Origin of the sequence: Salipiger abyssi (assembly GCF_001975705.1) — a bacterium.
Taxonomy (GTDB): domain Bacteria; phylum Pseudomonadota; class Alphaproteobacteria; order Rhodobacterales; family Rhodobacteraceae; genus Salipiger; species Salipiger abyssi.
In genome coordinates this window covers 79,355-99,629 of sequence record NZ_CP015095.1, presented here as the reverse complement: position 1 = coordinate 99,629, position 20,275 = coordinate 79,355, and the positions used below count along the sequence as shown (strand labels likewise).

The window sequence follows — 20,275 nt, the reverse complement described above, 5'->3', positions numbered from 1 at the left end:
CGCGCCATCGCCGGCCCGTGGGTTGGCGACCTTCGCTTTGAACCTCTCGATTTATCCCGGCCAAGTCCGAGAGACCTCGACACGTTGTACTGACGTCACCAAATCGCCAGCCCGCCCGAACGGGCCGGCGATGGCGCGGCGGCCTGCGGCCTTGTTCCGCGCCCGCGCATTGCTCGACCGTAGGGTGGGCAATCTGCCCACCGTGCCGCCCTCTACCCCTCCGTCTTCCGAAACGCGCTGTAGAGATTCACATAGCCCTTCTCGACCCGCTTCTTCGCGTGGCGCGCCGCCACCTCGGGATCGAGCGGCTCAAACCCGCAGCCCGCCACCAGCCGGTGCATGAAGGCCGCCCGCCCGGCCACGGCGATGGCGCTGTGCAGCGCCGCCTCGTCCCAGCCGGCGGCAAAGACCGCATCCGCATCGGCCTGCGCCATCTCCGTCGGAGACAGCATCAGCTTGCGCACGAAATGCAGCAGCGGCTTCAGCTTCTCCTCCACCGGGGCGCTGTCCACATCCTCGACCAGCCGGTCGAGCAGCCCGCGCTCGTAACCCCAGGCATAGGCCACCTCGGAATGGCCGGTGAAGACAAAGCCGTTGCCCGACACCCCCGCCGCATAGGCCAGGATCAGCTCACGCTCCGCGGGGCTCAGCGGCGAGCGGCCGTTCATCAGCGCCTGGCTCATCTCGGAAAACGGGCCATAGATCTCCTTGTATTGCTTGAAGACATTCGGCGGCCCGGCATTCTCGGGCAGGGATTTCAGGAAGGGCATGGCGCCTCCTTTCATGGTCGTGATGGCACGGCACTGCTCAGCCCGCGAGATAGTCCTCGTCGGTGACATGCTCCATCCAGTCGACCGCCGAGCCGTCGATATACTCGGTGACGGCGATATGGGTCATGGCGGTGGTCTCGGTGGCGCCGTGCCAGTGCTTTTCGCCCGCCGGGAACCAGATCGAATCCCCCGGCGCGACCTCCTGCCTCGGCTGGCCCTTGCTCTGCACCCAGCCGCGCCCGGCGGTGACAATCAGGATCTGCCCCGCCGGATGGGTGTGCCAGGCGGTGCGCGCACCCGGCTCGAAGGTGACGAGCCCGGTGCCGACACGGCCCGGCGCCTCGGACCCGATCAGCGGGTCGCGGCGGACGGTGCCGGTGAAACTCTCGGCGGGCGCCCAGGAGGACGGGCCGGAGGCGGCGCGGTTGATCTTCATGGCATGATCTCCTGTCAGTCGGCTTCCATGCGCAGCGCCATCGAGGCGCGATAGCGCGGATCGCCGGTCAGTTCGTGAATGGCGTCGAGCACCGAGAGCACCCGGCCAAGGCCGATCTCCCGCGCCCAGCCGATGGGGCCTTTGGGATAGTTCACGCCAAAGCGCATGGCCTTGTCGATCCCCTCCTCGTCGGCGACGCCCTGAAGCCTCGCCTCGAAACCTTCATTGGCCAGCATCGCCACGGTGCGCATCACCACCAGCCCCGGCCAGTCCGGCAGTCGCATGCCGGTGAGGTTGCGCATCGCCAGCGTCGCGGCAAAGCGTTTCAGCACATCCTCGCCCACCTCCGGCGAGGCGGCAAAGCCCAGCCGTTTGCCGTCGGCGCCGAGGTCATAGACGATCACCGGCTGTCCCAGCTCTTTCGCGAGCTGCCTGGCTGTGCGCCCGTCGGTCAGCCGGATCGCGGTGCCGCCGGCCTCTTCATTGCCGCTGAGCGCCAGCCCGTCGAACCCGTCGGCCCGGCCCGCCGGTGCGGGCGCGGCGGGCTGCGGCGCCTCGGCGCCTTCGGAATAGTCGTAAAAGCCGCGCCCGGTCTTGCGCCCCAGCCGCCCGGCATTCACCAGCTCTAGCTGCGCGATGGAGGGGCGAAAACGCGGTTCCTGATAATAGGCCTCGAAGACCGAGGTGCTGACCGCATAGTTCACGTCATGCCCGATCAGATCCATCAGCGTGAAGGGCCCCATGCGGAAGCCGCCGCCCTCGGTCAGCAGCGCATCCAGCGTCGCCGGATCGGCCACCTGCTCCTCGTAAAGCCGCAGCGCCTCGGCGTAATAGGGCCGGGCGACGCGGTTGACGATGAAACCGGGAGTGGATTTTGCATGCACCGGGATCTTGCCCCAGGCCTCTGCGGTGTCAAAGACGGTCTGCGCCACGGCAGGGTCGGTAGAGACGCCGGAAATCACCTCGACCAGCTTCATGACCGGGGCGGGGTTGAAGAAATGCATCCCCACAAGCCGGCCGGGCCGTTTCAGGTCGCGCCCGATGGAGGTGACCGAGATCGACGAGGTGTTGGTGCCGAGGATCGCATCCTCGCCCATGATCCCCTCAAGCTGGGCGAAGAGCTCGCGCTTGACCTCCAGCTTTTCCACGATGGCCTCGACCGCCAGCGCGGCATCGGCGAAGGCGTCGAGCGAGGGCGCGACCTCGATCCGGCCCACCAGCGCGGTCACATCCGCCTCACTCATCTTGCCGCGCGCGACCAGCTTTTCCAGCCCCTTGGCGATGCGCGCCCGGCCCTTTTCCGCCGCGCCCTCGACGGCGTCATAGAGCAGCACCGGATGCCCCGCCGCTGCCGCCAGTTGCGCGATCCCCGCACCCATCGTACCCGCGCCGATCACGCCGACGCTGCGCGCTGTGTCGATCCCTGCCATATGGGTCACTCCCCCCGGTCTTTTGTTGTCAGAATGATCTTACCCGAGACCTTCGCCGCCTGAAGCCCGGCCAGCGCCACGGCGAATTGCGCCAGTGGCAGGCGGTCGGCGATGCGCGGCGCGAGCTTGCCCTCGGACCAGAGCCTGAAAATATGCGCCTGCGCCTCCTGCACCCGGTCGAGCTGGCGGGCGCGGTAGTCGGTCCATTGCACGCCGCCGACGGTTATGTTCTTGACCAGCAGGTAATTGCCGCCGAATTGCGGGATCTGGCCGGAGGCAAAGCCCACCACGATCAGCCGCCCGCACCAGGCCATGGCGCGCAGCGCCGCCGCCGAGGCGTCGCCCCCCACCGGGTCGATGACCACATCGGCCCCGTGCCCGCCAGTGGCCTCTTTCACCGCGTCGCGCATGCCGTCGCGCAGATTCTCCATGCCGGTATCGACCACCGCGTCGGCGCCGAATTCCCGCGCCAGCGCGGCGCCCTTTTCGCCCCGCGTCGCCGCGATCACCGTGCCCGCGCCAAGCGCCCTGGCAAGCTGCACCGCCGCCATGCCGACACCGCCGGTGGCGCCCAGCACCAGCACAGTGTCGCCGGGGGTCATCGCCGCGCGGTCGGTCAGCGCAAAATACGCGGTCTGGTAGACGAGACCGAAGCTCGCCGCCACGTCGAAGGGCAGATCGTCGGGCATCGGAAAACAGTAGCCCGCCGGCAGCGCCAGCTTTTCGGCATAGGTGCCGTAGCTCGGCAGCACCATGACGCGCTGCCCGACGCTGAGCCCCGTCACCCCGGCCCCGAGTTTCGAGACAATGCCCGCGCCGGCAAGGCCGGGCGAGAAGGGAAAGGGCGGCTTTTTCTGATACTTGCCCTCAATATAGAGGATATCCGGAAAATTCGCCTCCGCCGCTTCGATATCGACGACAACCTCGCCCTCGCCCGGTTCCGGGTCGGGCAGATCGCCATATTGCGCCTGATCGAAGGGGGTGAACTCGCGAACGATGACGGCTTTCATGTCAGTCCTTTCCCTCGGGCGCGGCGCCGAGGCAGCTATCTGTGTCGGCGCCCAAAGCGGGCGCGCTGCGGGGCGCATCGCCGCCCTCGCGGAACCCCGGGATCACCGGCACCGGCAGGGCGGGCATTTCCTCGCCCGCCGCACTGGCGATCCTGGCGGCAAAGACGCCGCGTTCGCGGAAATGCGGGTCTGCCATGGCCTCCTCCAGCGTCCGGACGATGGAACAGCAGCAATCGGCGGCCTCGAAGATCGGCGCCCAATGTGCCGCACTCTGGCTGCGCAGAATGGCGGCAACGCCCGCGGTGGTGGCCTCGGGATCCTTGCTGTCGTCGCGCAGCGCGGGATCGAGCCCGATGGCCTCGCAGAACGACTCCCAGAACTTCTGTTCGATGGGCGCGATGGCGGCAAAGCGGTCGTCGGCGGTGGGGTAGAGCCGGTAGCGCGGCGTGCCGCCGGTCACCAGCGCGTCGCCATTGCCCGGCCAGTCGCTGGTGACCTGCCCCTCGCCCTGCGCCCAGTAGAGGAAGGGAAAGAGGTTTTCCGCCATGGCGATGTCGATCTGCGCGCCCATCCCGGTCTTTTCCCGGCGCCAGAGCGCCATGAGGATATTGACCAGCGCAGGATAGGTGCCGCCGGCAATATCGGCGGTGAGCGCGGGCGGCATCACCGGCACCTCGGGGGTGCCGAGGCTCAGCGCCGCCATGCCCGCGTCGCCCTGATAGTTCAGGTCGTGCCCGGCGCTCATAGCCTTCGGCCCGGTCTGGCCATACCCGGTGATCGAGCAATAGATGATATCGGGGTTGATCGCTTTCATATCGTCATAGGACAGGCCCAGCCGCGCCATGACGCCCGGCCGGAACTGCTCCATCACGATATCGGCGCTCTCGATGAGCGGCACCAGCCGGGCGCGCTCCGTCGGATCCTTGAGATCCAGCGCGATGCTCTTCTTGCCCCGGTTCAGCAGGTGAAAGTTGGAGCTGTCGCTGCCGCCCCATTTCGGCACATAGCTGCGCATCTCCTCGCCGCGCCCCGGGCGCTCGACCTTGATCACCTCGGCCCCGGCTTCCGCCAGGATAAGGGTCGCCATCGGCCCCGGCAGCAGGGTCGAGAAATCCAGCACACGGATACCGCTCAACGCGCCTTTCATGACTCAGCCCCGCGCTTTGGCGACAACCGCCGCGCGCGCCGGTGCATAGCCGGGCTGGCCGGTCATCTCCTGCAAGACGGTGGTCACGTCATAGTGCCGCGCAAGCCCACCGCGCTGGACCCGCTCCAGCGGCCCGTCGGGATAGCCGAGCCCCATGCAGCAGGTCTTGTCCATATCCTCCGCCGTCGCCAGCCCCTCGTCGAGAAAGCGCAGCGCGTCGTTGTATTTGGGGCGGACAAGCCGGTCGATGATCCGGCCCGGCTGGTCGGCGCAGACCACCACGTCAAAGCCCGCCACCTCGAACACCGCGCGCGCGGCGGCGAGCGCCTCGGGCGTGGTGTTGGGTTGTTTCACCAGCTCGATCAGGTTCGACGGCGCGTCATTGCCGTTGCGATAGCGGGCAAAGCCCACGACATTGGAGCCTTCGCGGCCCAGATCCTCGCCGGTATGCACGCCCAGACATTCGGTATCGAGCTCGACCAGAACGGCGGTCTTGCTGTCGTCCGGCGCAAAGCCGCCGCCAAGATGGACCGTCACCGGCGCGCCCTCGGCACCGCCCGAGAGGAACGCATCGCCCGCCGGGAAGGAGCGGCTTTCGCCGGTGCCGACAATGGCATAGCCCGGCGCCTCGGTGGCTTTCTCGGAGGTCAGCCCGGTCAGCAGACCCGAACCCGACTTGTTGCCCAGACGCCCCGCCGCGACCATGCGGCGGCAGAGCGGCGGCACGGCGGCGCGCTTGTCGAGCGTGATCGGATAGAACGCCTCGCCCAGACGCACCTGCGTATCGAGCCCGATGAGGTCGAGCAGCGTGCAGGGCCCCATCTTGTAGCCGAGGCCGGACTTGATCGCGAGGTCGAGATCCTCGGGCGTGCAAAGCCCCGCCTCGATGGCGCGGATCACGTCGTTGTTGAATGGCACCAGCAGCGCGTTGAGGATGAAACCCGGCTTGTCCTGGGTTTCCACCGGGATCTGCTTGCAACTCTCGGTCCAGGCCCAGGCGGTCTGAAAGGTCTCGTCCGAGGTATTGATGCCGCGCGACATCTCAATGAGCTTCATCACCTGCGCGGGCAGGCAGAAATGCATGCCCACCACGCGGTCGTCACGGCCCGAGCCCCCGGCGATCTCGGTGATCGAGAGGGTGGAGGTGTTCGACGCAAAGATCGTCTCGGGCTTGCAGATCTCGTTGAGCTTGCCGAAGAGCTCTTTCTTGACGCCCAGATCCTCGAAGATCGCCTCGATGATCAGGTCGCAATCGGCCAGCTCGTTCAGGTCGGTGCTGTCGGACATGCGGGCCATGGTGGCCTCTTTATCCTCGGCGCTCATCCGGCCCTTGTCGACGGATTTGCCGAAAAACTTGTCGGCGGCGGCGCGCTGGCGGGCCAGCGCATCGGCGGACATGTCGAAACAGACGGTCTCGTACCCGCCGCGCGCCGCGACAATGGCGATGCCCGCGCCCATGGTGCCCCCTGCCCCGCAGATGGCGACTTTCTTGATACCGGTCATTTTGTGATGAAACTCCGTCCGATGAGTTGGCGGTGGACCTGGTTGGTCCCTTCCCAGATCTGGGTGATCTTGGCGTCCCGCATCAGCCGTTCCGCACGGTAGTCACGGCAATAGCCGTAACCGCCGTGGAACTGCACGCATTCCGTGGTCATCTTCATGGCGAGATCCGAGGCGCGCAGCTTGGCCAGCGACGCCTCCATGCCGAAATCACTCTCACCGGCCTCGACCAGATCGGCCACGTAATCGAGCCATTTCTCGACCATCAGCAGCTCGCCCGCGAGATCGGCCAGGGTGAACTGGTTGCCCTGGAATTCCAGAACCTTCTTGCGGCTCTGCACCCGGTCGGAGCCATAGGCCACCATGTCCTTGAACGCCGCCCGTGCGATCCCCAACGCCTGCGCCGCCACCGAGGGGCGCGAGCGGTTGAGCGAGCCGAGCAGGATCCTGAGCCCGTCGCCCGGTTCGCAGAGCAGATTGGCGCGCGGCACGCGGGCGCCGTCGAAGGCCAGCGTGCAGGTCGACGAGCCGTTATGGCCCATCTTCTTTTCCTTGCCGACGACGGTGAAGCCCTCGGTGCCCTTCTCAAGGATCAGCGCCGAGATGGATTTCTTGGGGTCGTCGATCTCCGACCATTTGCCGAAGACGAGATAGCGGTCGGCCACGTCGCCGTTCGAGATAAAGCATTTGCCGCCCTTGATGACGATGTCGTCGCCATCGGGGGTGAAGCTGGTCTTCATGCCGGTGGCGTCCGACCCGGCGGTCGGCTCGGTGATCGCCAGCGCGCCAAGACCGCCTTCGGCGATGCAGGGAAGCAGGCGCTGCTTCTGCTCTTCGCTGCCGTATTCGATCAGCGGCTTCATGCCGTGGTAATTGGTGGCATAGATGATGCCGGTGGAGGCGCAGGCCTCCGAGATGATCGCCACGATCTCGAGATAGAGGCGGAAGGACATCGGCATGCCGCCATATTCCTCGGGCACGAACACCGCGTTCAGCCCCAGCGCGTTGATCGCCTCGACGTTCTTCCAGGGGAACTCGCCGGTGGCGTCGATATGTTCGGCATTCGGCGCGATGACCTCATCGGTCATGCGCTGGACCTGATCGAGGATCGCCTGTTCGTCCTCGTCCCATTTGCGCGTGCTCAGGACGCGTTCATACATGTTCATCAGTGGTTCATCCCTTGTGCGCCGTCGATGTAGATGGTCTCGCCGGTCAGGAAGTTGATCTCTTCAGCAAAGAGCGCGGCCACCAGTTTCGCCACGTCCTCGGGCTTGCCGGGGGCGCCGGTGGGAATGCGGCTCTTCATCCATTTCTGGACCTTCTCGCGCGCGAGGAACTCGCGGTTCAGGTCGGTCTCGATATAGCCCGGCGCCACGGTCATCACGCGGATGCCGTCGCCCGCCCATTCCACCGCCATGCAGCGGGTCATCGCCGCGACGGCAGCCTTGGAGGCGCAATAGGCGAGGTTGTCGGGCACGCCCATCTTGTCGAAGAACGAGCCGATATTGACGATGGTGCCGCCGCTTTCGCGCAGATGCGGATAGGCCTCGCGCGCCGCCACCATGACGGCGGTGGTGTTGAGCGCGATGGTGGTGTTGAAGCTCTCCACCGTCAGCCCGGCAATCGGCCCGCCGATATGCACGCCCGCGTTGTTGACCAGCCCCGCGACGGGACCGCGCGCGGCGATCTCCTCGAAGGCGGCTTTCACCCCCGCCTCGTCGGTCATGTCGCAGGCGATCTGGTGGCCTACCGGGCCGCTGCCCGAGCGCGACAGGCAGACGATGGGATAGCCGCGGCTTTCCAGCTCGGCGGCGATGGAGGCGCCGATCCCCTTGGAGGCACCGGTTACGACGATCTGTCCCTTAGCCATCCTTGAACTCCGGTTTGCGTTTCTCTTCGAAGGCGGCCATGCCTTCCTCTGCGTCCTGCGTGCGGTAGGCGAGCGTCGAGAGCTCCGCCTCGACGCGCAGCCCCTCGGCCAGCGGCAGATCGGCGGCGCGCTGTACCGCGCTGCGGGCAAAGCCGAGCGCGGGCAGGCTGTAGCGGGTGAACTTGCCCGCGAACTCCAGCCCCGCCTGCATCAGGTCACCTTCGACCACGGCATTCACCAGCCCGATGCGCTCGGCCTCGTCGGCCTTGACGTTGCGCCCGGTCATGATGATCTCCAGCGCGCGGCCCTCGCCGATGAGGCGCGGCAGGCGCTGGGTGCCGCCATAGCCGGGGATCAGCCCCAGCTTGATCTCGGGCAGGCCGAACACCGCGTTCTCCGAGGCCAGCCGGAAGGTGCAGGCCAGCGCCAGCTCCGACCCGCCGCCGAAAGCATAGCCATTGACCAGCGCCACCGAGGGCACCGGCAGCGTGTCGAGCCTGGCAAAGACGCTCTGCCCCAGCTCGGCGCCGCGCAACTGGTCCATCAGCGGGCGATTGCGCAACTCCTTGATATCGGCGCCGGCGCAGAAGGATTTCTCGCCCGCGCCGATGATCAGCAGGGCGCGTACACCCTCCATCTCCGCCACCTCGTCAAAGGCGGCGCCGATGTCGCGGATGATCGCGAAGCTCAGCGCATTGAGCGCCTCGGGACGGTTCAGGGTCAGAACGGCGCAATCGCCGTTCCGCGTGAGGTCAACAACGGACATGACTCAGGCCTTTTCTTCGACGTAGCGCACGGGTTCGGGCGAGATCTCGCCGCGCTTCACCATCTCGGTCAGCTCGCGCTTGAGGATCTTGCCGCTGGCGGTCAGCGGCAGCTCGGGCAGCGCAAGGAACCACTCGGGCATGTCGAATTTCGACAGCCCTTCCCGGGCGAGGTGATGCAGCATCTCTCGCGCCTCGACCTCGCCGATCACCGCGAGGCAGACCTTTTCGCCCAGCCGCTCGTCGGGCACGCCGAAAGCGGCGGCCTTCTCGACGCGGGAATGGGTCAGCGTCAGCGACTCGATGCGCGAGGGATAGATATTGTGCCCGCCGCGAATGATCAGATCCTTCACCCGCCCGTCGATGCGCAGATTGCCATGCGCGTCAAAGGAGCCGAGATCGCCAGACAGCAGATAGCCATGCGCGTTGAAGGTCTTCTCCGTCGCCGCCTGATTGGCGAAATAGCCCAGCATCATCGCCGCCCCGCGCCCGCCAATCTCGCCGGACTGGCCCTGCGGCAGCTCGCGGTCGGGGTTTTCGGGATCCCAGATCTTGACCTCATAGGCCGGCCCGCCGCGCCCGCAGGTCGAGATCCAGACATCCTTACTGTCGTTCGGATGGGTGTATTGATGCGAGGAACATTCGGTCATGCCGTAGATGTTCTGCGGCGCGATGCCCTGATCGACAAAGTTCTGCGCCACCACCTCGGGGATCGGCGAGCCCGCCATATAGAAGGTCTGCACCTGCCCGATCCGCGACATGCCGCGCTTTTTCTGCTCGGCGAGAATGTCCATCGCGTGGGTCGGCACGCCCAGCACATAGGTGGCGCCGGTCTCGACGATCCAGTCGAGCCGGCTCATGCCCTCGGGCGGATCGTCCATGACGAGCTGGCCGCCGCAGACCAGCCACTGCCCCAGCGCCACCCAGGCGATGTGATGCGAGAACGGGCTGAGCGTCAGGATCACGCTGTGCTCATCCAGCGCCCAGTCGCGCGCCAGATCGCGGGCATTGGCCAGCAGCGTATTGCAGGAATGCATGACGCATTTCGGCTTGCCCGTGGTGCCCGAGGTAAAGGCCAGATAGGCGATGCTGTCGGGGTTGGCATGCGGCTGCCGGTTGAGCTGCGTGATATGCTGCGGGAAGTTCTTCGGCGTATAGACCTTTTTGAGAAAGGGCAGCTCGGCGAGCATCGCGTCGAAATCCTGCGCCTTGCGGTCGGCGCCCCAGCCGTCTTCGGTGACCAGCGCCTTGGCGGAGAGCTCGGTCAGCAGATCGACGATCTCGGCGCAGGTGTAGCTGCGGTGCAGCGACGGATTGCAGGCGATGCCCTCGCGCGAACAGGCGAGGAAGGCGATCACCACCTCGACCCGGTTCGACATCCAGATCGAGATGCGGTCGCCCGCCACGATGCCCTTTTCGACCAGATCGTCGGCCATGGCATCGCTGCGCGCCTTCAGGCTCTGCCAGTCGAGCGTATCGCGACCGTCGCGCAGCGCCACACCGTCGGGGTTGGCCTCGGCATGCTGCGCGAGCTGCTGGTAGAAGGTCTCGTCCTGCCAAAGCCCCGCATCGTAATATTGCCGGGCCGCCGAAGGATCGTGAAGCGTCAGAAACGGTCGCATGGCGTCACCTCAATGGCCGAACTTGGAGGGGTCGGGCGATTTGCGGGAGTTGAAGCTCTCGTTCAGCTCCTTGTGCTCCTCGCTGCCGAGATACTGCGTCAGCAGCAGATCGTGGGTGACCCGGCTGAGCCCGCCGACACCGCCATGACGCGCATTGAAGGCGCCCTTGATCGCGGCCAGCGCGAAAGAGCCGCGCTCGGCGATCTCCAGCGCGAATTCGCGGGTCTTCTCTTCGAGCTGGTCGTCCGGCACCACGCGGTTGATCATGCCGATCTCTTTCGCCTCGGCGGCACTCATCTTCTTGTTGCAATACCAGATTTCCTTGGCGCGCTTCTTGCCAACCAGATCTTCGAGATACCAGGTGCCATAGCCCGCATCGAAAGAGCCCATCATCGGGCCGACCTGCCGGAAGACAGCGCTTTCCTTGGCGATGGTCACGTCGCAGACCACCTGAAGCACGTTGCCGCCGCCCACGGCAAAGCCGTTGACGCTCGCCACGACCGGCTTTTGCAGCTTGTCGATGGCCTCGTACATCTCCAGCACCGGCAGCGTGCCGGCGTAGAGGTTGGTCTTTTCCATCCCGTCCTTCTGGCCGCCGATGCAGAAGAACCGGTCGCCCGCGCCGGTCAGCACCACCACGCGGGTGCGCGTCTCGCGGCGGATGCCCTCGATACAATCGCGGATCTCGTGGCACATGGTTTCGGTGAACATATTGCCGTTTTCCGGCCGGTTCAGCGTGATCTTGGCGATCGGCCCGTCTTCCTCAAACAGGATCTGGCTAAAGCTCATGGTCTTCGCTCCTTGGTCTCGGGCCGCGCCGGCGGCGCCCGTCATCTCGTTTTGCCCGCAGTCGCAGCAAACGCCAGCCGGACCGGATTGGCCAGATGGCGACAGTTTGCCTGCGGTTTCTTCGCCTTAGATGGCGCTGCCGCACAGCGCCGGGCTCTGAAAGCGGATACGCAATAGCCGTGCCAGCGCAGAGTTTGCGCCCTGGCATCCGACGCAGCGGAAGCCTCCAGCTCCGCCCCTTTCCCGGCACAGACCTTTACATTTCCGGACTGGCACGGGGTTTGCGAGCCTCAAATGTAAAGTCAATTTGCACTATGGGAGAGAAAATGTACTGCGAATGCATGCAGCATTTCGGACAGCCCCTTGTCCACGAAACCCGCGAAGATCCGGCGCCCACGGGCAGCGAGGTTCTGCTGCGGATCACCGCGGCGGGGCTGTGTCACAGCGATCTCCATATCCATAGCGGCGAATACGATCTCGGTCACGGCCGCAAACTGAACTTCGCCAGCCGGGGGCTGGAGCTTCCTGTGGTGCTCGGCCACGAGATCGCGGGCAGGATCGAGGCCGCGGGGCCCGAAGCGCAGCATCTCGACCCGGCGCGCAACTATGTGGTCTACCCCTGGCAGGGCTGCGGCAGTTGCCGGGTCTGCCTGGAGGGGCGGGAGAACTTCTGCCCCACCCCGCGCAATCTCGGCTTTCACGCGGATGGCGGCTTTGCCAGCATGATCCGGCTGGCGCATCCGCGCTATCTCTTCGATATCGGCGATCTCGACCCGGCGATTGCCGCGCCGCTCGCCTGTTCCGGGCTGACCTCGTTTTCCGCGCTGAAAAAGGTGGAAGAGACCATCGCCGAGGTGCCGCTGGTGATCATCGGCGCCGGCGGGCTGGGGCTGATGTGCATCGGGCTGGTGAAGGCGCTCGGCGGGCTGCCCCCGGTGGTGGTCGATATCGACCCGGCCAAGCGCGAGGCCGCGCTGGCCGCCGGCGCTGGCCATGTGATCGACGGCACCGCCGAGGATGCCATGGCGCAGATCCAGACCGCCTGCGGCGCCACCATCCCCTCGGTGATCGACTTCGTCGCCGCCCCCGCTACCGCCAGCATGAGTTTCGATCTGGTCGGCAAGGGCGGCAAGGTGATCCTCGTCGGGCTCTTCGGCGGCGCGTCGGACTGGCCGCTGCCGCTCATCCCGCTCAAGGCGGTGAGCATCATCGGCTCTGTCGTCGGCAGCCTGCCCGAGTTTCAGGAGCTGATCGACCTTGCCCGCGCGGGCAAGGTGCCGCCGCTCCAGACAACCACCTATCCGCTCGACGAAGCGAATGACGCCATGCACGCGCTGGAGGAGGGCCGCATCGTCGGCCGCGCGGTTCTGGTTCCCTGATCCACAGGGGCATTTTTTCATCACAGGGAGGAAAACAAGATGAAGACAACACTGAAATCGCTGCTTACCGGGGGCTGCCTCGCGGCGCTCCTGTCGGCGGGAGGCATGGCCTCGGCCAAGGATCTGACCTTTGCGGTCGGCTTCCCCTCGGGCAGCACGGTGGTACAGAGCCTGGAGAAATTCGTGGCCAAGGTCGCCGACAACGGCGGCCCGGGCATCAAGCTCTATCCGCTGTCGCTGCTGGACCTGAAACAGACAGGCCCGGGGCTGCGCGACCATATCGTGGACATGGGCTATGTCATCATGCCCTATCACCCGGCGGAATATGCCAACAGCAACCTTGGCGCCGATCTCAACATGCTCTCTACCGTCGGAGACCGCATCGACGCGCCGGGCTTTGCCATGACCGGGGCGCTGACCGAGTACATCATGCTGGAATGCCCGGAATGCGTGGCCGAGTTCGCCCGCGAACGGCAGATTTACCTGGGCAGCATCTCGACCCACGACTACGCGCTGCTCTGCACCACGCCGATCCGGCAGGTGTCTGATCTCGCGGGCAAAAAGCTGCGCGTGGCCTCGGCGAACTGGGGCCGCTGGGCCGAAGCGATGGGCGCCACCCGCGTCAGCATCTCGGCCAACGAGACCTATGAGGCGCTGAGCCAGGGCGTGGTCGACTGCACCGTGGTGCACCCCGCCGACCTGCTCGACCTCCAGCTTATGGACGTGACGAAATACGTGACCCTGGGCGTGCCCGGCGGGCTCTTTGTCGGTGTCGGCGCCGCGAACATCAATATCGACGCCTGGCGCGGACTGTCGGAGGAGGAGCGCGTCGCGATGCTGAAAGCGGCGGCCTATAACAGCGCCGAGCTGAGCTATAACTATTATGTCCGCCCGATGGAGGCACTGGAAAAGGCGCGCGAAGAGGGTATCGAGATCATCGAGGCCGGGCCGGAACTGACCGAGGCGACCGAGGCCTTCGTCGCCGAAGACACGGCGGTGATCGCCGATCTCTTCACCGAGAATTACGGGGTGGAGAACGCCGCCGAAAAGGTCGCCAAGGTCAGCGCGCTGGTCGAGAAGTGGAAGGGTCTGACGAAAGACGTCAAGGACGTGGACACGCTCGCAAAGCTCTATGAAGACGAGATCTTTTCCAGGATCGACCCGACGAGCTACGGCATGAACTGAGCGCCCGAACAGTTGGACGGTTCAGCGGGGCGGGCCTTCGGGCCCGCCCTTTTTGGGTGCGGAACGGTGGGCAGATTGCCCACCCTACGAACGCGGTCGAGTATGTAGGGTGGGCAATCTGCCCACCGCCCACAGGCCCGACCGCATATGATCCGCTACTCTCCGAGAATCTCGTCGTTATGCTCGCCCAGAAGCGGCGGCAGACCGCGCGGGATGCAGGGCGCATCGTCGATCTGGATGCCCAGACCGATTTGCGGCACCACCCGCCCCTCGCCATCCTCCAGCGCAAAGAACAGCCCGCGCGCCTGCAATTCGGCATCGCCGGCCACCTCGTCCACGCGGTTGATCGGCCCGGCAGGGATGCGCGAAGAGGCGAACACCTCCAGCCAGTCCGCGCGCGGGCGGGTCTTGAGGATCTCCTGAATCCGCCCGACGATCTCGGCCCGGTTCTCGCGCCGCAGCGCATTGCTGGCGAATTCCGGGCGCTGCCCGTACTCCACATCGCCCATCGCGCTCCAGAACCGCGCCCAGATCGCATCCGAACCGAGCCCGAGATTGATCGGCAGATCCGCCGTATCGAAGGGCTGATAGATCGCGATCACACTGTCGGTCCCGCCCGAGCGCACCGGCACCTCGCCGGAGCCCAGATAGGAGGAAATCCGGCAGGTCAGAAAGCGCGTCATGCTCTCGACCAGGCTGATGTCGATCTTGTGACCCTGGCCCGTGCGCTGACGGTCCATCAGCGCCGCCATCGTTGCCATCGCCGCATCCTGCCCGGCCAGCATATCCGCCGCCGGCGCACCGATCTTTTGCGGCGCACCCTCGCCCGCCCCGGTGATATCCATGATCCCGGAATAGCCCTCGGCAATGAGGTCGTAACAGGTCAGCTCGGCGCGCGGCCCGCTCAGCCCGAAGCCGGTGATCGAGACAAAGATCAGATCCTCGCGCGCCTCTCTCATGTGCTCGTAGTCGAGCTTCAGCTTGCGCTGCACATCGGGCGGCTGGTTGGTGACAAAGACATCCGCCTCGGACACCAGCTTCATCAGCGCCGCGCGGCCCTCATCGCTGCGCAGATCCATGACGACGCTTTTCTTGTTGCGGTTGACGGCGGTGAACCACAGCGCCTGCCCGTCGAGAAAGGGCGGCCCCCATTGCCGTGCGTCGTCGCCGCTCGCGCGTTCGACCTTGATCACATCGGCGCCGAAATCCGACAGCAGCATGGTGCCGTAGGGGCCCGCAACCGAGGTCGTCAGATCGACGACGCGAACACCGGACAAAAAGCCGAACGCCGACCCGGTCTTGACCCGGGGCAGAGCGTAACCGGGCACCGCGTCATGCGTTTCTGAATCTTGCTCATGTGTTCGCATTGTCTGTCACCTAATTCTGTCACGGGGTAAAACGACGCAATAATCGTGCCAGAGAGACATCTTTCAGCGCGCCGCGTCGTAGGGTGGGCAATGCTGCCCACCCCTCACGTTCAGAGCTTTTCCGTCAGCTCCGGCACGGCCTGGAACAGATCGGCGACGAGGCCGTAATCGGCGACCTGGAAGATCGGCGCCTCTTCGTCCTTGTTGATCGCGACGATGACCTTGCTGTCCTTCATCCCCGCAAGGTGTTGAATCGCCCCGGAAATCCCGCACGCGATATACAGATCCGGCGCCACAACCTTGCCCGTCTGGCCGACCTGCCAGTCGTTCGGCGCAAAGCCCGAATCCACCGCCGCCCGCGACGCGCCCACGGCGGCGCCCAGCTTGTCCGCCAGCGCCTCGATGATCGCGAAATCCTCCTCCGAGCCCACGCCGCGCCCGCCGGAGACCACGATCCCCGCCGAGGTCAGCTCTGGCCGGTCGCTCTCCGCCAGCTTGTCCTCGACCCACTCCGAAAGCCCCGGGTTTTCGCCCGCAGCAACGTCCTCGATGGGCGCAGACCCGCCGGTCGCCGCCGCGTCGAAGGTCGAGGTCCGGAAGGTGATAACCTTTTTTTCATCCTTCGATTTTACCGTCTGCATGGCATTGCCCGCATAGACCGGCCGTTCGAACGTATCCACATCAACCACAGAGGTGACATCCGTCAGAACCATCACATCGAGAAGCGCCGCAACACGCGGCAGGATGTTCTTGGCATCGGTCGTCGCCGGCGCCACGATATGGCTGTAATCGCCCGCAAGCGACACGACCAGCGCCGCAACCGGCTCTGCCAGGCGGTGGCCGTAAAGCGCATCCTCCGCCACCAGAACCTTGGCCACACCCTCAATGGTCGCGGCCTCTGCCGCCGCGTCCTTCGCCTGTGCGCCCACCGCCAGAACGGTGACCTCGCCAAGCGCCGCAGCCGCGCTCACCGCCTTTGCGGTGGCGTCCATCGCCAGCGCGCCGTCATTGATCTCTGCCAGAAGAAGAACCGCCATCACACCGCTCCCGCGTCTTTCAGTTTCGCAATCAGCTCATCGACCGAGCCGACCATCTCGCCCGCCTTGCGCGCCGCAGGCTCCGCCGTGCCGACGATCTCAAGCCGCGGAGAAACATCGACGCCGTAATCGCCGGGCGTCTTCTCCTCGAGCGGCTTTTTCTTCGCCTTCATGATATTGGGCAGCGAGGCATAGCGCGGCTCGTTGAGGCGCAGGTCGGTGGTCACGATCGCCGGCAGGCCCACCTTGATGGTCTGCAAGCCGCCATCGACCTCGCGCGCCACCACGGCGCTGTCGCCGTCGATCTCCAGCGTGTTGGCATTGGTGGCCTGCGCCAGACCCGCCAGCGCCGCCAGCATCTGGCCGGTGGCATTCAGATCGTTGTCGATCGCCTGCTTGCCGCAGATCACCAGCCCTGGCTGCTCTTCCTCGACGATCTTCGCCAGGATCTTGGCCACCGCCAGCGGCTCGATATCCTCGTGCACATCCTCGGCGGCGACCACCAGGATTGCCCGGTCGGCGCCCATGGCGAGCCCGGTGCGCAGCGTCTCCTGCGCCTGCTTCACCCCGATGGACACCACGATCACCTCATCGGCCTTGCCGGCCTCCTTCAGCCGGATCGCCTCTTCCACCGCGATCTCGTCGAACGGGTTCATCGACATCTTCACATTCGCCAGATCGACACCCGATCCGTCCGCTTTCACGCGGACCTTCACGTTGTAGTCGATCACGCGTTTCACAGGCACTAGGACCTTCATTGCGTTCTCCTTGCGGTTTCGTTTCCACTGGCGCGGCGACACGATCCGGTCGGCGGCGCGCTGGCTGTCTGCCCTCACAAACGCAATTCCCGGGCCAAACCGCCCGCCACCCCGCTCGAAAGGCACGGAAATTGCATGGGGATCGGACAGAACCGGCAGGCATGGAAAACAGGAGGCACCGATGAGCGGTCAGCGATGGAAGAAACGGCCCGACGGGTCGAACTGGGGCGAGTTCGGCGCCGAGGATCAGCTCGGGCGGATCAATCTGGTCGACCCGGAGGCGCGGCTGCGCGGCGTGCGCGAGATCCGCACCGGCGAGAGCTTCTGCCTGTCGCTGCCGCTGGATTATCCCGGCGGCAACGCGCTGCTGGCGCATCGCGACGAGCCGCGCTTTCACTACGCGCCGCGCGGTGACGGCTATAATTTCAACTTCGCCCTGGCGCGCATGTCGCCCTGCGCCTGCGACGTGGTCTCGGACGAGGGCGTGACGCTCGACACGCAATATTCCACCCATTGGGACGCGCTCGGCCATGTCGGCGCGCTGTTCGATGCGGATGACGACGGCGAGGACGAGATCGTCTATTACAACGGCTATCGCGGCGGCGAGCACCTGGTCGGCCCGGAGGATGCGGGCGAGAAGAAGGGCGCGCACAAGCTGGGGATCGAGAACCTCGCCACCGCCTGCGCGCAGGGGCGCGGGGTGCTGGTGGATCTGGCGCGGATCTACGGGCGCGAGCGCGCCTATGTCGGCTATGACGATCTGATGCGCGCCATGGAGGGTATGGATGTGGAGATCGCCCCGGGCGATTTCCTCTGCATTTACACCGGCTTCGGCGAGCTGGTGCTGTCGATGCAGAAACAACCCGATCCGGAGGTTCTGGCCAGCTCCTGCGCCGGGCTCGACGGGCGCGACGACAAGCTGCTGAACTGGATCACCGACAGCGGCATCGCGGCGATTGCCGCCGACAATTTCGCCGTCGAGGCCTATCCGGCGCGCGATCCGGACTGCGACCCGCATGCCAAGCTGCCGCTGCACCACCATTGCCTGTTCAAGCTGGGCATCCAGCTTGGCGAGCTGTGGTATTTCGAGGAACTGGCCGCCTGGCTGCACGCGCATGGGCGCTCGGCGTTCTTCCTCTCGGCGCCGCCGCTGCGGCTACGCGGCGCGGTGGGCTCGCCGGTGACGCCGATCGCGACGGTTTGAGGGGGAGTGTCTTCGGTAGAGACACTATGCTCGCCACTTTGTCCCGGGGAACGCCGTCGATCCATGGCGCCCCCGAACGCGCGACGGTGGCCTCGCCACAGGCGTGAGGACTGGTGCTTAAATCGGCAGGGTTACGTCCCTCTGAAACGCAGAGGCCCCGGACCAGGTCCGGGGCTGGCGTTCTGGGCGGGCCAAATCGCGCGGCCGCCGCAAGGTCTCAGCGCACGACCGCCGTGCCCGGATTCTCCACCGCATAGCGCGTCACCACGCCCACGAGATGCGCGCGGTAGGCGCCCGAGCCGTTGAGATCGGCGATCATGTCATCCGCGTCGGGGCTCAGCCCGTCCAGCGCCGCTGCCGAGAAATCCTCCGCCAGCGCCGCCTCGGCGGCCGCCCAGCGGAACACCCCGTCATTGCCCGCTCCGGTGACGCCGACCCGCACGGCATCGCCCGTACGGCTGACGAAGCTGCCCGCCACAGGGTAGCGCGAGGCCTGGCTGCACAGCTTGGCGTAACCGGCGCTCTCGGGGATCGGAAAGGCGAGATGCAGGATGATCTCGCCCTCCTCCAGCACCGTGCCGAACAGCCCGTCGAAGAACTCATCCGCAGGAATGACCCGCTGGCTGGTCACCACATCGGCGCCCAGCGACAGCACCGCCGAGGGGTAATCCGCCGAGGGGTCGTTGTTGGCGACCGAGCCGCCCATGGTGCCCACATAGCGCACCTGCGGGTCGGCGATGCTGCCCGCCAGCGCCGCCAGCGCCGGGATCGCGTCTTTCACCACATCCGAGCCCGAAGTCTCGTAATGGGTGGTCGCGGCGCCGATCAGCAGCCGGTCGCCCTCGCGCCGGATCCCCTTCAGCTCGGGGATCGCGCGCAGGTCGATCAGCACATCTGGCGCGGCCAGCCGGTTTTTCATCGTGGGGATCAGCGTATGCCCGCCCGAGACGAAACTCGGGCTGTCGAATTCGCCCCAGAGCGCGGCGGCCTCGTCCAGCGTTTTCGGGCGGCGATAGGTGAAGTCGTACATATACATCGCGGCGCCCCCTTATGCCTGCTGCTTCGCGCGGTATTTGCCGGCGGCATCCAGCACCGCCTTGACGATATTGGTATAGCCGGTGCAGCGACAGATATTGCCTTCGAGCTGTTCGCGCACGGTCTCCTCGTCTAGCGCCCCGCCATAGCGGCGGATCAGGTCGGTGCCGGCCATCACCATGCCCGGGGTGCAAAAGCCGCATTGCAGCCCGTGATTGTCCTTGAACGCCTGTTGCAGATCCGACAGCGTGTCGCCCTCGGCCAGACCCTCGATGGTGGTGACCGCACCGCCATCGGCGGCCACCGCGAGCACGGTGCAGGATTTCACCGCCCGCCCGTCGAGATGCACGGTGCAGGCGCCGCATTGCGTGGTGTCGCAGCCCACATGCGTGCCGGTCAGGCCCGCATGATCGCGCAGGAAATGCACGAGCAGCGTCCGGTCCTCGACATCGTGGGTCTGCGGCGCACCGTTCACGGTGATGGTTACTTCGGTCATGCCGGTCTCCTTGTCGCGGGGCTCAGGCCGAGGCCTTTTCTGCGAAACAGTCGAAAAACTGCGTGGCGAGCTTTTCCGAGGTCGATTTGATCAGCCGCGAGCCGAGCTGCGCCAGCTTGCCGCCGACCTTCGCGGTCACCTCGTAACGCAGGATGGTCTCGTCTCCCTCCTCGCTCAGATATACGTCGGCCCCGCCGCTTGCAAAGCCGGCAACGCCGCCCTTGCCCTCGCCGGTGATGGTGTAGCGCTCCGGCGGGGTGATATTGCTCAAAGTGACGGCACCTTTGAAGGTCGCCGAGACCGGGCCGATCTTGAGCTTCACCGTCGCGGCAAAGCCCTCCTCCGGGCTGCCCTCCAGCTCCTGACAGCCGGGGATGCAGTCGCGCAGCACATCGGGATCGTTCAGCATCTCCCAGACCGTCTCGCGCGGTGCGGGAATTCGATATTCGCCGTTCAGATCCATTCTGTTCTCCCTT

Annotated in this window: 20 protein-coding genes; 3 read left to right on the top strand and 17 right to left on the bottom strand. The window is 65.9% G+C overall.

Annotated elements, in window-relative coordinates; translation table 11 throughout:
* Window positions 1-212: 212 nt before the first annotated feature.
* The 11 genes from Ga0080574_RS24925 to Ga0080574_RS24875 are packed head-to-tail and all read right to left on the bottom strand — an operon-like array spanning window position 213 to window position 11,338.
* Window positions 213-770 (bottom strand): carboxymuconolactone decarboxylase family protein, encoded by a 558-nt coding sequence (locus Ga0080574_RS24925; protein ID WP_076706243.1) that lies wholly within the window; start codon window positions 768-770, stop codon window positions 213-215.
* A 37-nt stretch (window positions 771-807) separates the two neighbouring features.
* Window positions 808-1,206 carry a (R)-mandelonitrile lyase gene (locus Ga0080574_RS24920; protein WP_076706242.1) on the bottom strand — a complete coding sequence of 133 codons (399 nt, stop codon included), beginning with the start codon at window positions 1,204-1,206 and terminating at the stop codon, window positions 808-810.
* A 14-nt stretch (window positions 1,207-1,220) separates the two neighbouring features.
* Window positions 1,221-2,636 (bottom strand): 3-hydroxyacyl-CoA dehydrogenase NAD-binding domain-containing protein, encoded by a 1,416-nt coding sequence (locus Ga0080574_RS24915; RefSeq protein WP_076706241.1) that lies wholly within the window; start codon window positions 2,634-2,636, stop codon window positions 1,221-1,223.
* Window positions 2,637-2,641: 5 nt separating this feature from the next.
* Window positions 2,642-3,646 carry an NADPH:quinone oxidoreductase family protein gene (locus Ga0080574_RS24910; protein ID WP_076706240.1) on the bottom strand — a complete coding sequence of 335 codons (1,005 nt, stop codon included), beginning with the start codon at window positions 3,644-3,646 and terminating at the stop codon, window positions 2,642-2,644.
* Between the two features lies 1 nt (window position 3,647).
* Window positions 3,648-4,781, bottom strand: coding sequence for a CaiB/BaiF CoA transferase family protein (locus Ga0080574_RS24905; protein WP_237219436.1), 1,134 nt, complete (start codon window positions 4,779-4,781; stop codon window positions 3,648-3,650).
* 15 nt (window positions 4,782-4,796) lie between these two features.
* Window positions 4,797-6,296, bottom strand: a complete 1,500-nt coding sequence (locus Ga0080574_RS26360) for a 3-hydroxyacyl-CoA dehydrogenase family protein (RefSeq protein WP_076706238.1) — start codon at window positions 6,294-6,296, stop codon at window positions 4,797-4,799.
* Window positions 6,293-7,459, bottom strand: coding sequence for an acyl-CoA dehydrogenase family protein (locus Ga0080574_RS24895; RefSeq protein WP_076706237.1), 1,167 nt, complete (start codon window positions 7,457-7,459; stop codon window positions 6,293-6,295). The genes Ga0080574_RS26360 and Ga0080574_RS24895 overlap by 4 nt, the downstream gene beginning before the upstream one ends.
* Window positions 7,459-8,163, bottom strand: a complete 705-nt coding sequence (locus Ga0080574_RS24890) for an SDR family NAD(P)-dependent oxidoreductase (protein WP_076706236.1) — start codon at window positions 8,161-8,163, stop codon at window positions 7,459-7,461. The genes Ga0080574_RS24895 and Ga0080574_RS24890 overlap by 1 nt, the downstream gene beginning before the upstream one ends.
* On the bottom strand, window positions 8,156-8,929 hold the full coding sequence (locus tag Ga0080574_RS24885) for an enoyl-CoA hydratase/isomerase family protein (protein ID WP_076706235.1): 774 nt from the start codon (window positions 8,927-8,929) through the stop codon (window positions 8,156-8,158). The genes Ga0080574_RS24890 and Ga0080574_RS24885 overlap by 8 nt, the downstream gene beginning before the upstream one ends.
* Window positions 8,930-8,932: 3 nt before the next feature.
* Complete coding sequence (locus Ga0080574_RS24880; protein WP_076706234.1) at window positions 8,933-10,549, bottom strand: class I adenylate-forming enzyme family protein; 1,617 nt, start codon at window positions 10,547-10,549, stop codon at window positions 8,933-8,935.
* Between the two features lie 9 nt (window positions 10,550-10,558).
* On the bottom strand, window positions 10,559-11,338 hold the full coding sequence (locus tag Ga0080574_RS24875; protein ID WP_076706233.1) for an enoyl-CoA hydratase-related protein: 780 nt from the start codon (window positions 11,336-11,338) through the stop codon (window positions 10,559-10,561).
* 326 nt (window positions 11,339-11,664) lie between these two features.
* Between Ga0080574_RS24875 and Ga0080574_RS24870 the strand changes: the two genes are divergently transcribed.
* Both Ga0080574_RS24870 and Ga0080574_RS24865 read left to right on the top strand, forming a co-directional pair.
* On the top strand, window positions 11,665-12,717 hold the full coding sequence (locus tag Ga0080574_RS24870; RefSeq protein WP_076706232.1) for an alcohol dehydrogenase: 1,053 nt from the start codon (window positions 11,665-11,667) through the stop codon (window positions 12,715-12,717).
* A gap of 39 nt (window positions 12,718-12,756) precedes the next feature.
* Window positions 12,757-13,902 carry a C4-dicarboxylate TRAP transporter substrate-binding protein gene (locus Ga0080574_RS24865; RefSeq protein ID WP_076706231.1) on the top strand — a complete coding sequence of 382 codons (1,146 nt, stop codon included), beginning with the start codon at window positions 12,757-12,759 and terminating at the stop codon, window positions 13,900-13,902.
* 155 nt (window positions 13,903-14,057) lie between these two features.
* On the opposite strand, the gene Ga0080574_RS24860 is transcribed toward Ga0080574_RS24865, so the two are convergent.
* From Ga0080574_RS24860 to Ga0080574_RS24850, 3 genes are all read right to left on the bottom strand, one after another.
* A complete protein-coding gene (locus tag Ga0080574_RS24860) occupies window positions 14,058-15,230 on the bottom strand; it encodes a CaiB/BaiF CoA transferase family protein (RefSeq protein ID WP_237219435.1) in 1,173 nt (390 codons plus the stop codon).
* A 149-nt stretch (window positions 15,231-15,379) separates the two neighbouring features.
* Entirely contained in the window at window positions 15,380-16,306 is a 927-nt protein-coding gene (locus Ga0080574_RS24855) for an electron transfer flavoprotein subunit alpha/FixB family protein (protein ID WP_076706229.1), read from the bottom strand.
* Complete coding sequence (locus Ga0080574_RS24850; protein WP_076706228.1) at window positions 16,306-17,064, bottom strand: electron transfer flavoprotein subunit beta/FixA family protein; 759 nt, start codon at window positions 17,062-17,064, stop codon at window positions 16,306-16,308. The genes Ga0080574_RS24855 and Ga0080574_RS24850 overlap by 1 nt, the downstream gene beginning before the upstream one ends.
* A gap of 181 nt (window positions 17,065-17,245) precedes the next feature.
* On the opposite strand from Ga0080574_RS24850, the gene Ga0080574_RS24845 reads away from it, so the two are divergent.
* Entirely contained in the window at window positions 17,246-18,268 is a 1,023-nt protein-coding gene (locus tag Ga0080574_RS24845; protein WP_076706227.1) for a cyclase family protein, read from the top strand.
* Between the two features lie 217 nt (window positions 18,269-18,485).
* Here the strand turns inward: Ga0080574_RS24845 and Ga0080574_RS24840 are convergent, their stop codons facing one another.
* The 3 genes from Ga0080574_RS24840 to Ga0080574_RS24830 are packed head-to-tail and all read right to left on the bottom strand — an operon-like array spanning window position 18,486 to window position 20,262.
* Window positions 18,486-19,304 (bottom strand): FAD binding domain-containing protein, encoded by an 819-nt coding sequence (locus Ga0080574_RS24840; RefSeq protein ID WP_335743527.1) that lies wholly within the window; start codon window positions 19,302-19,304, stop codon window positions 18,486-18,488.
* A gap of 12 nt (window positions 19,305-19,316) precedes the next feature.
* Complete coding sequence (locus Ga0080574_RS24835) at window positions 19,317-19,799, bottom strand: (2Fe-2S)-binding protein (protein ID WP_076706226.1); 483 nt, start codon at window positions 19,797-19,799, stop codon at window positions 19,317-19,319.
* A gap of 22 nt (window positions 19,800-19,821) precedes the next feature.
* Window positions 19,822-20,262: an SRPBCC family protein gene (locus Ga0080574_RS24830; RefSeq protein ID WP_076706225.1), complete on the bottom strand. Its 441-nt coding sequence runs from the start codon at window positions 20,260-20,262 to the stop codon at window positions 19,822-19,824.
* Window positions 20,263-20,275 lie beyond the last annotated feature (13 nt).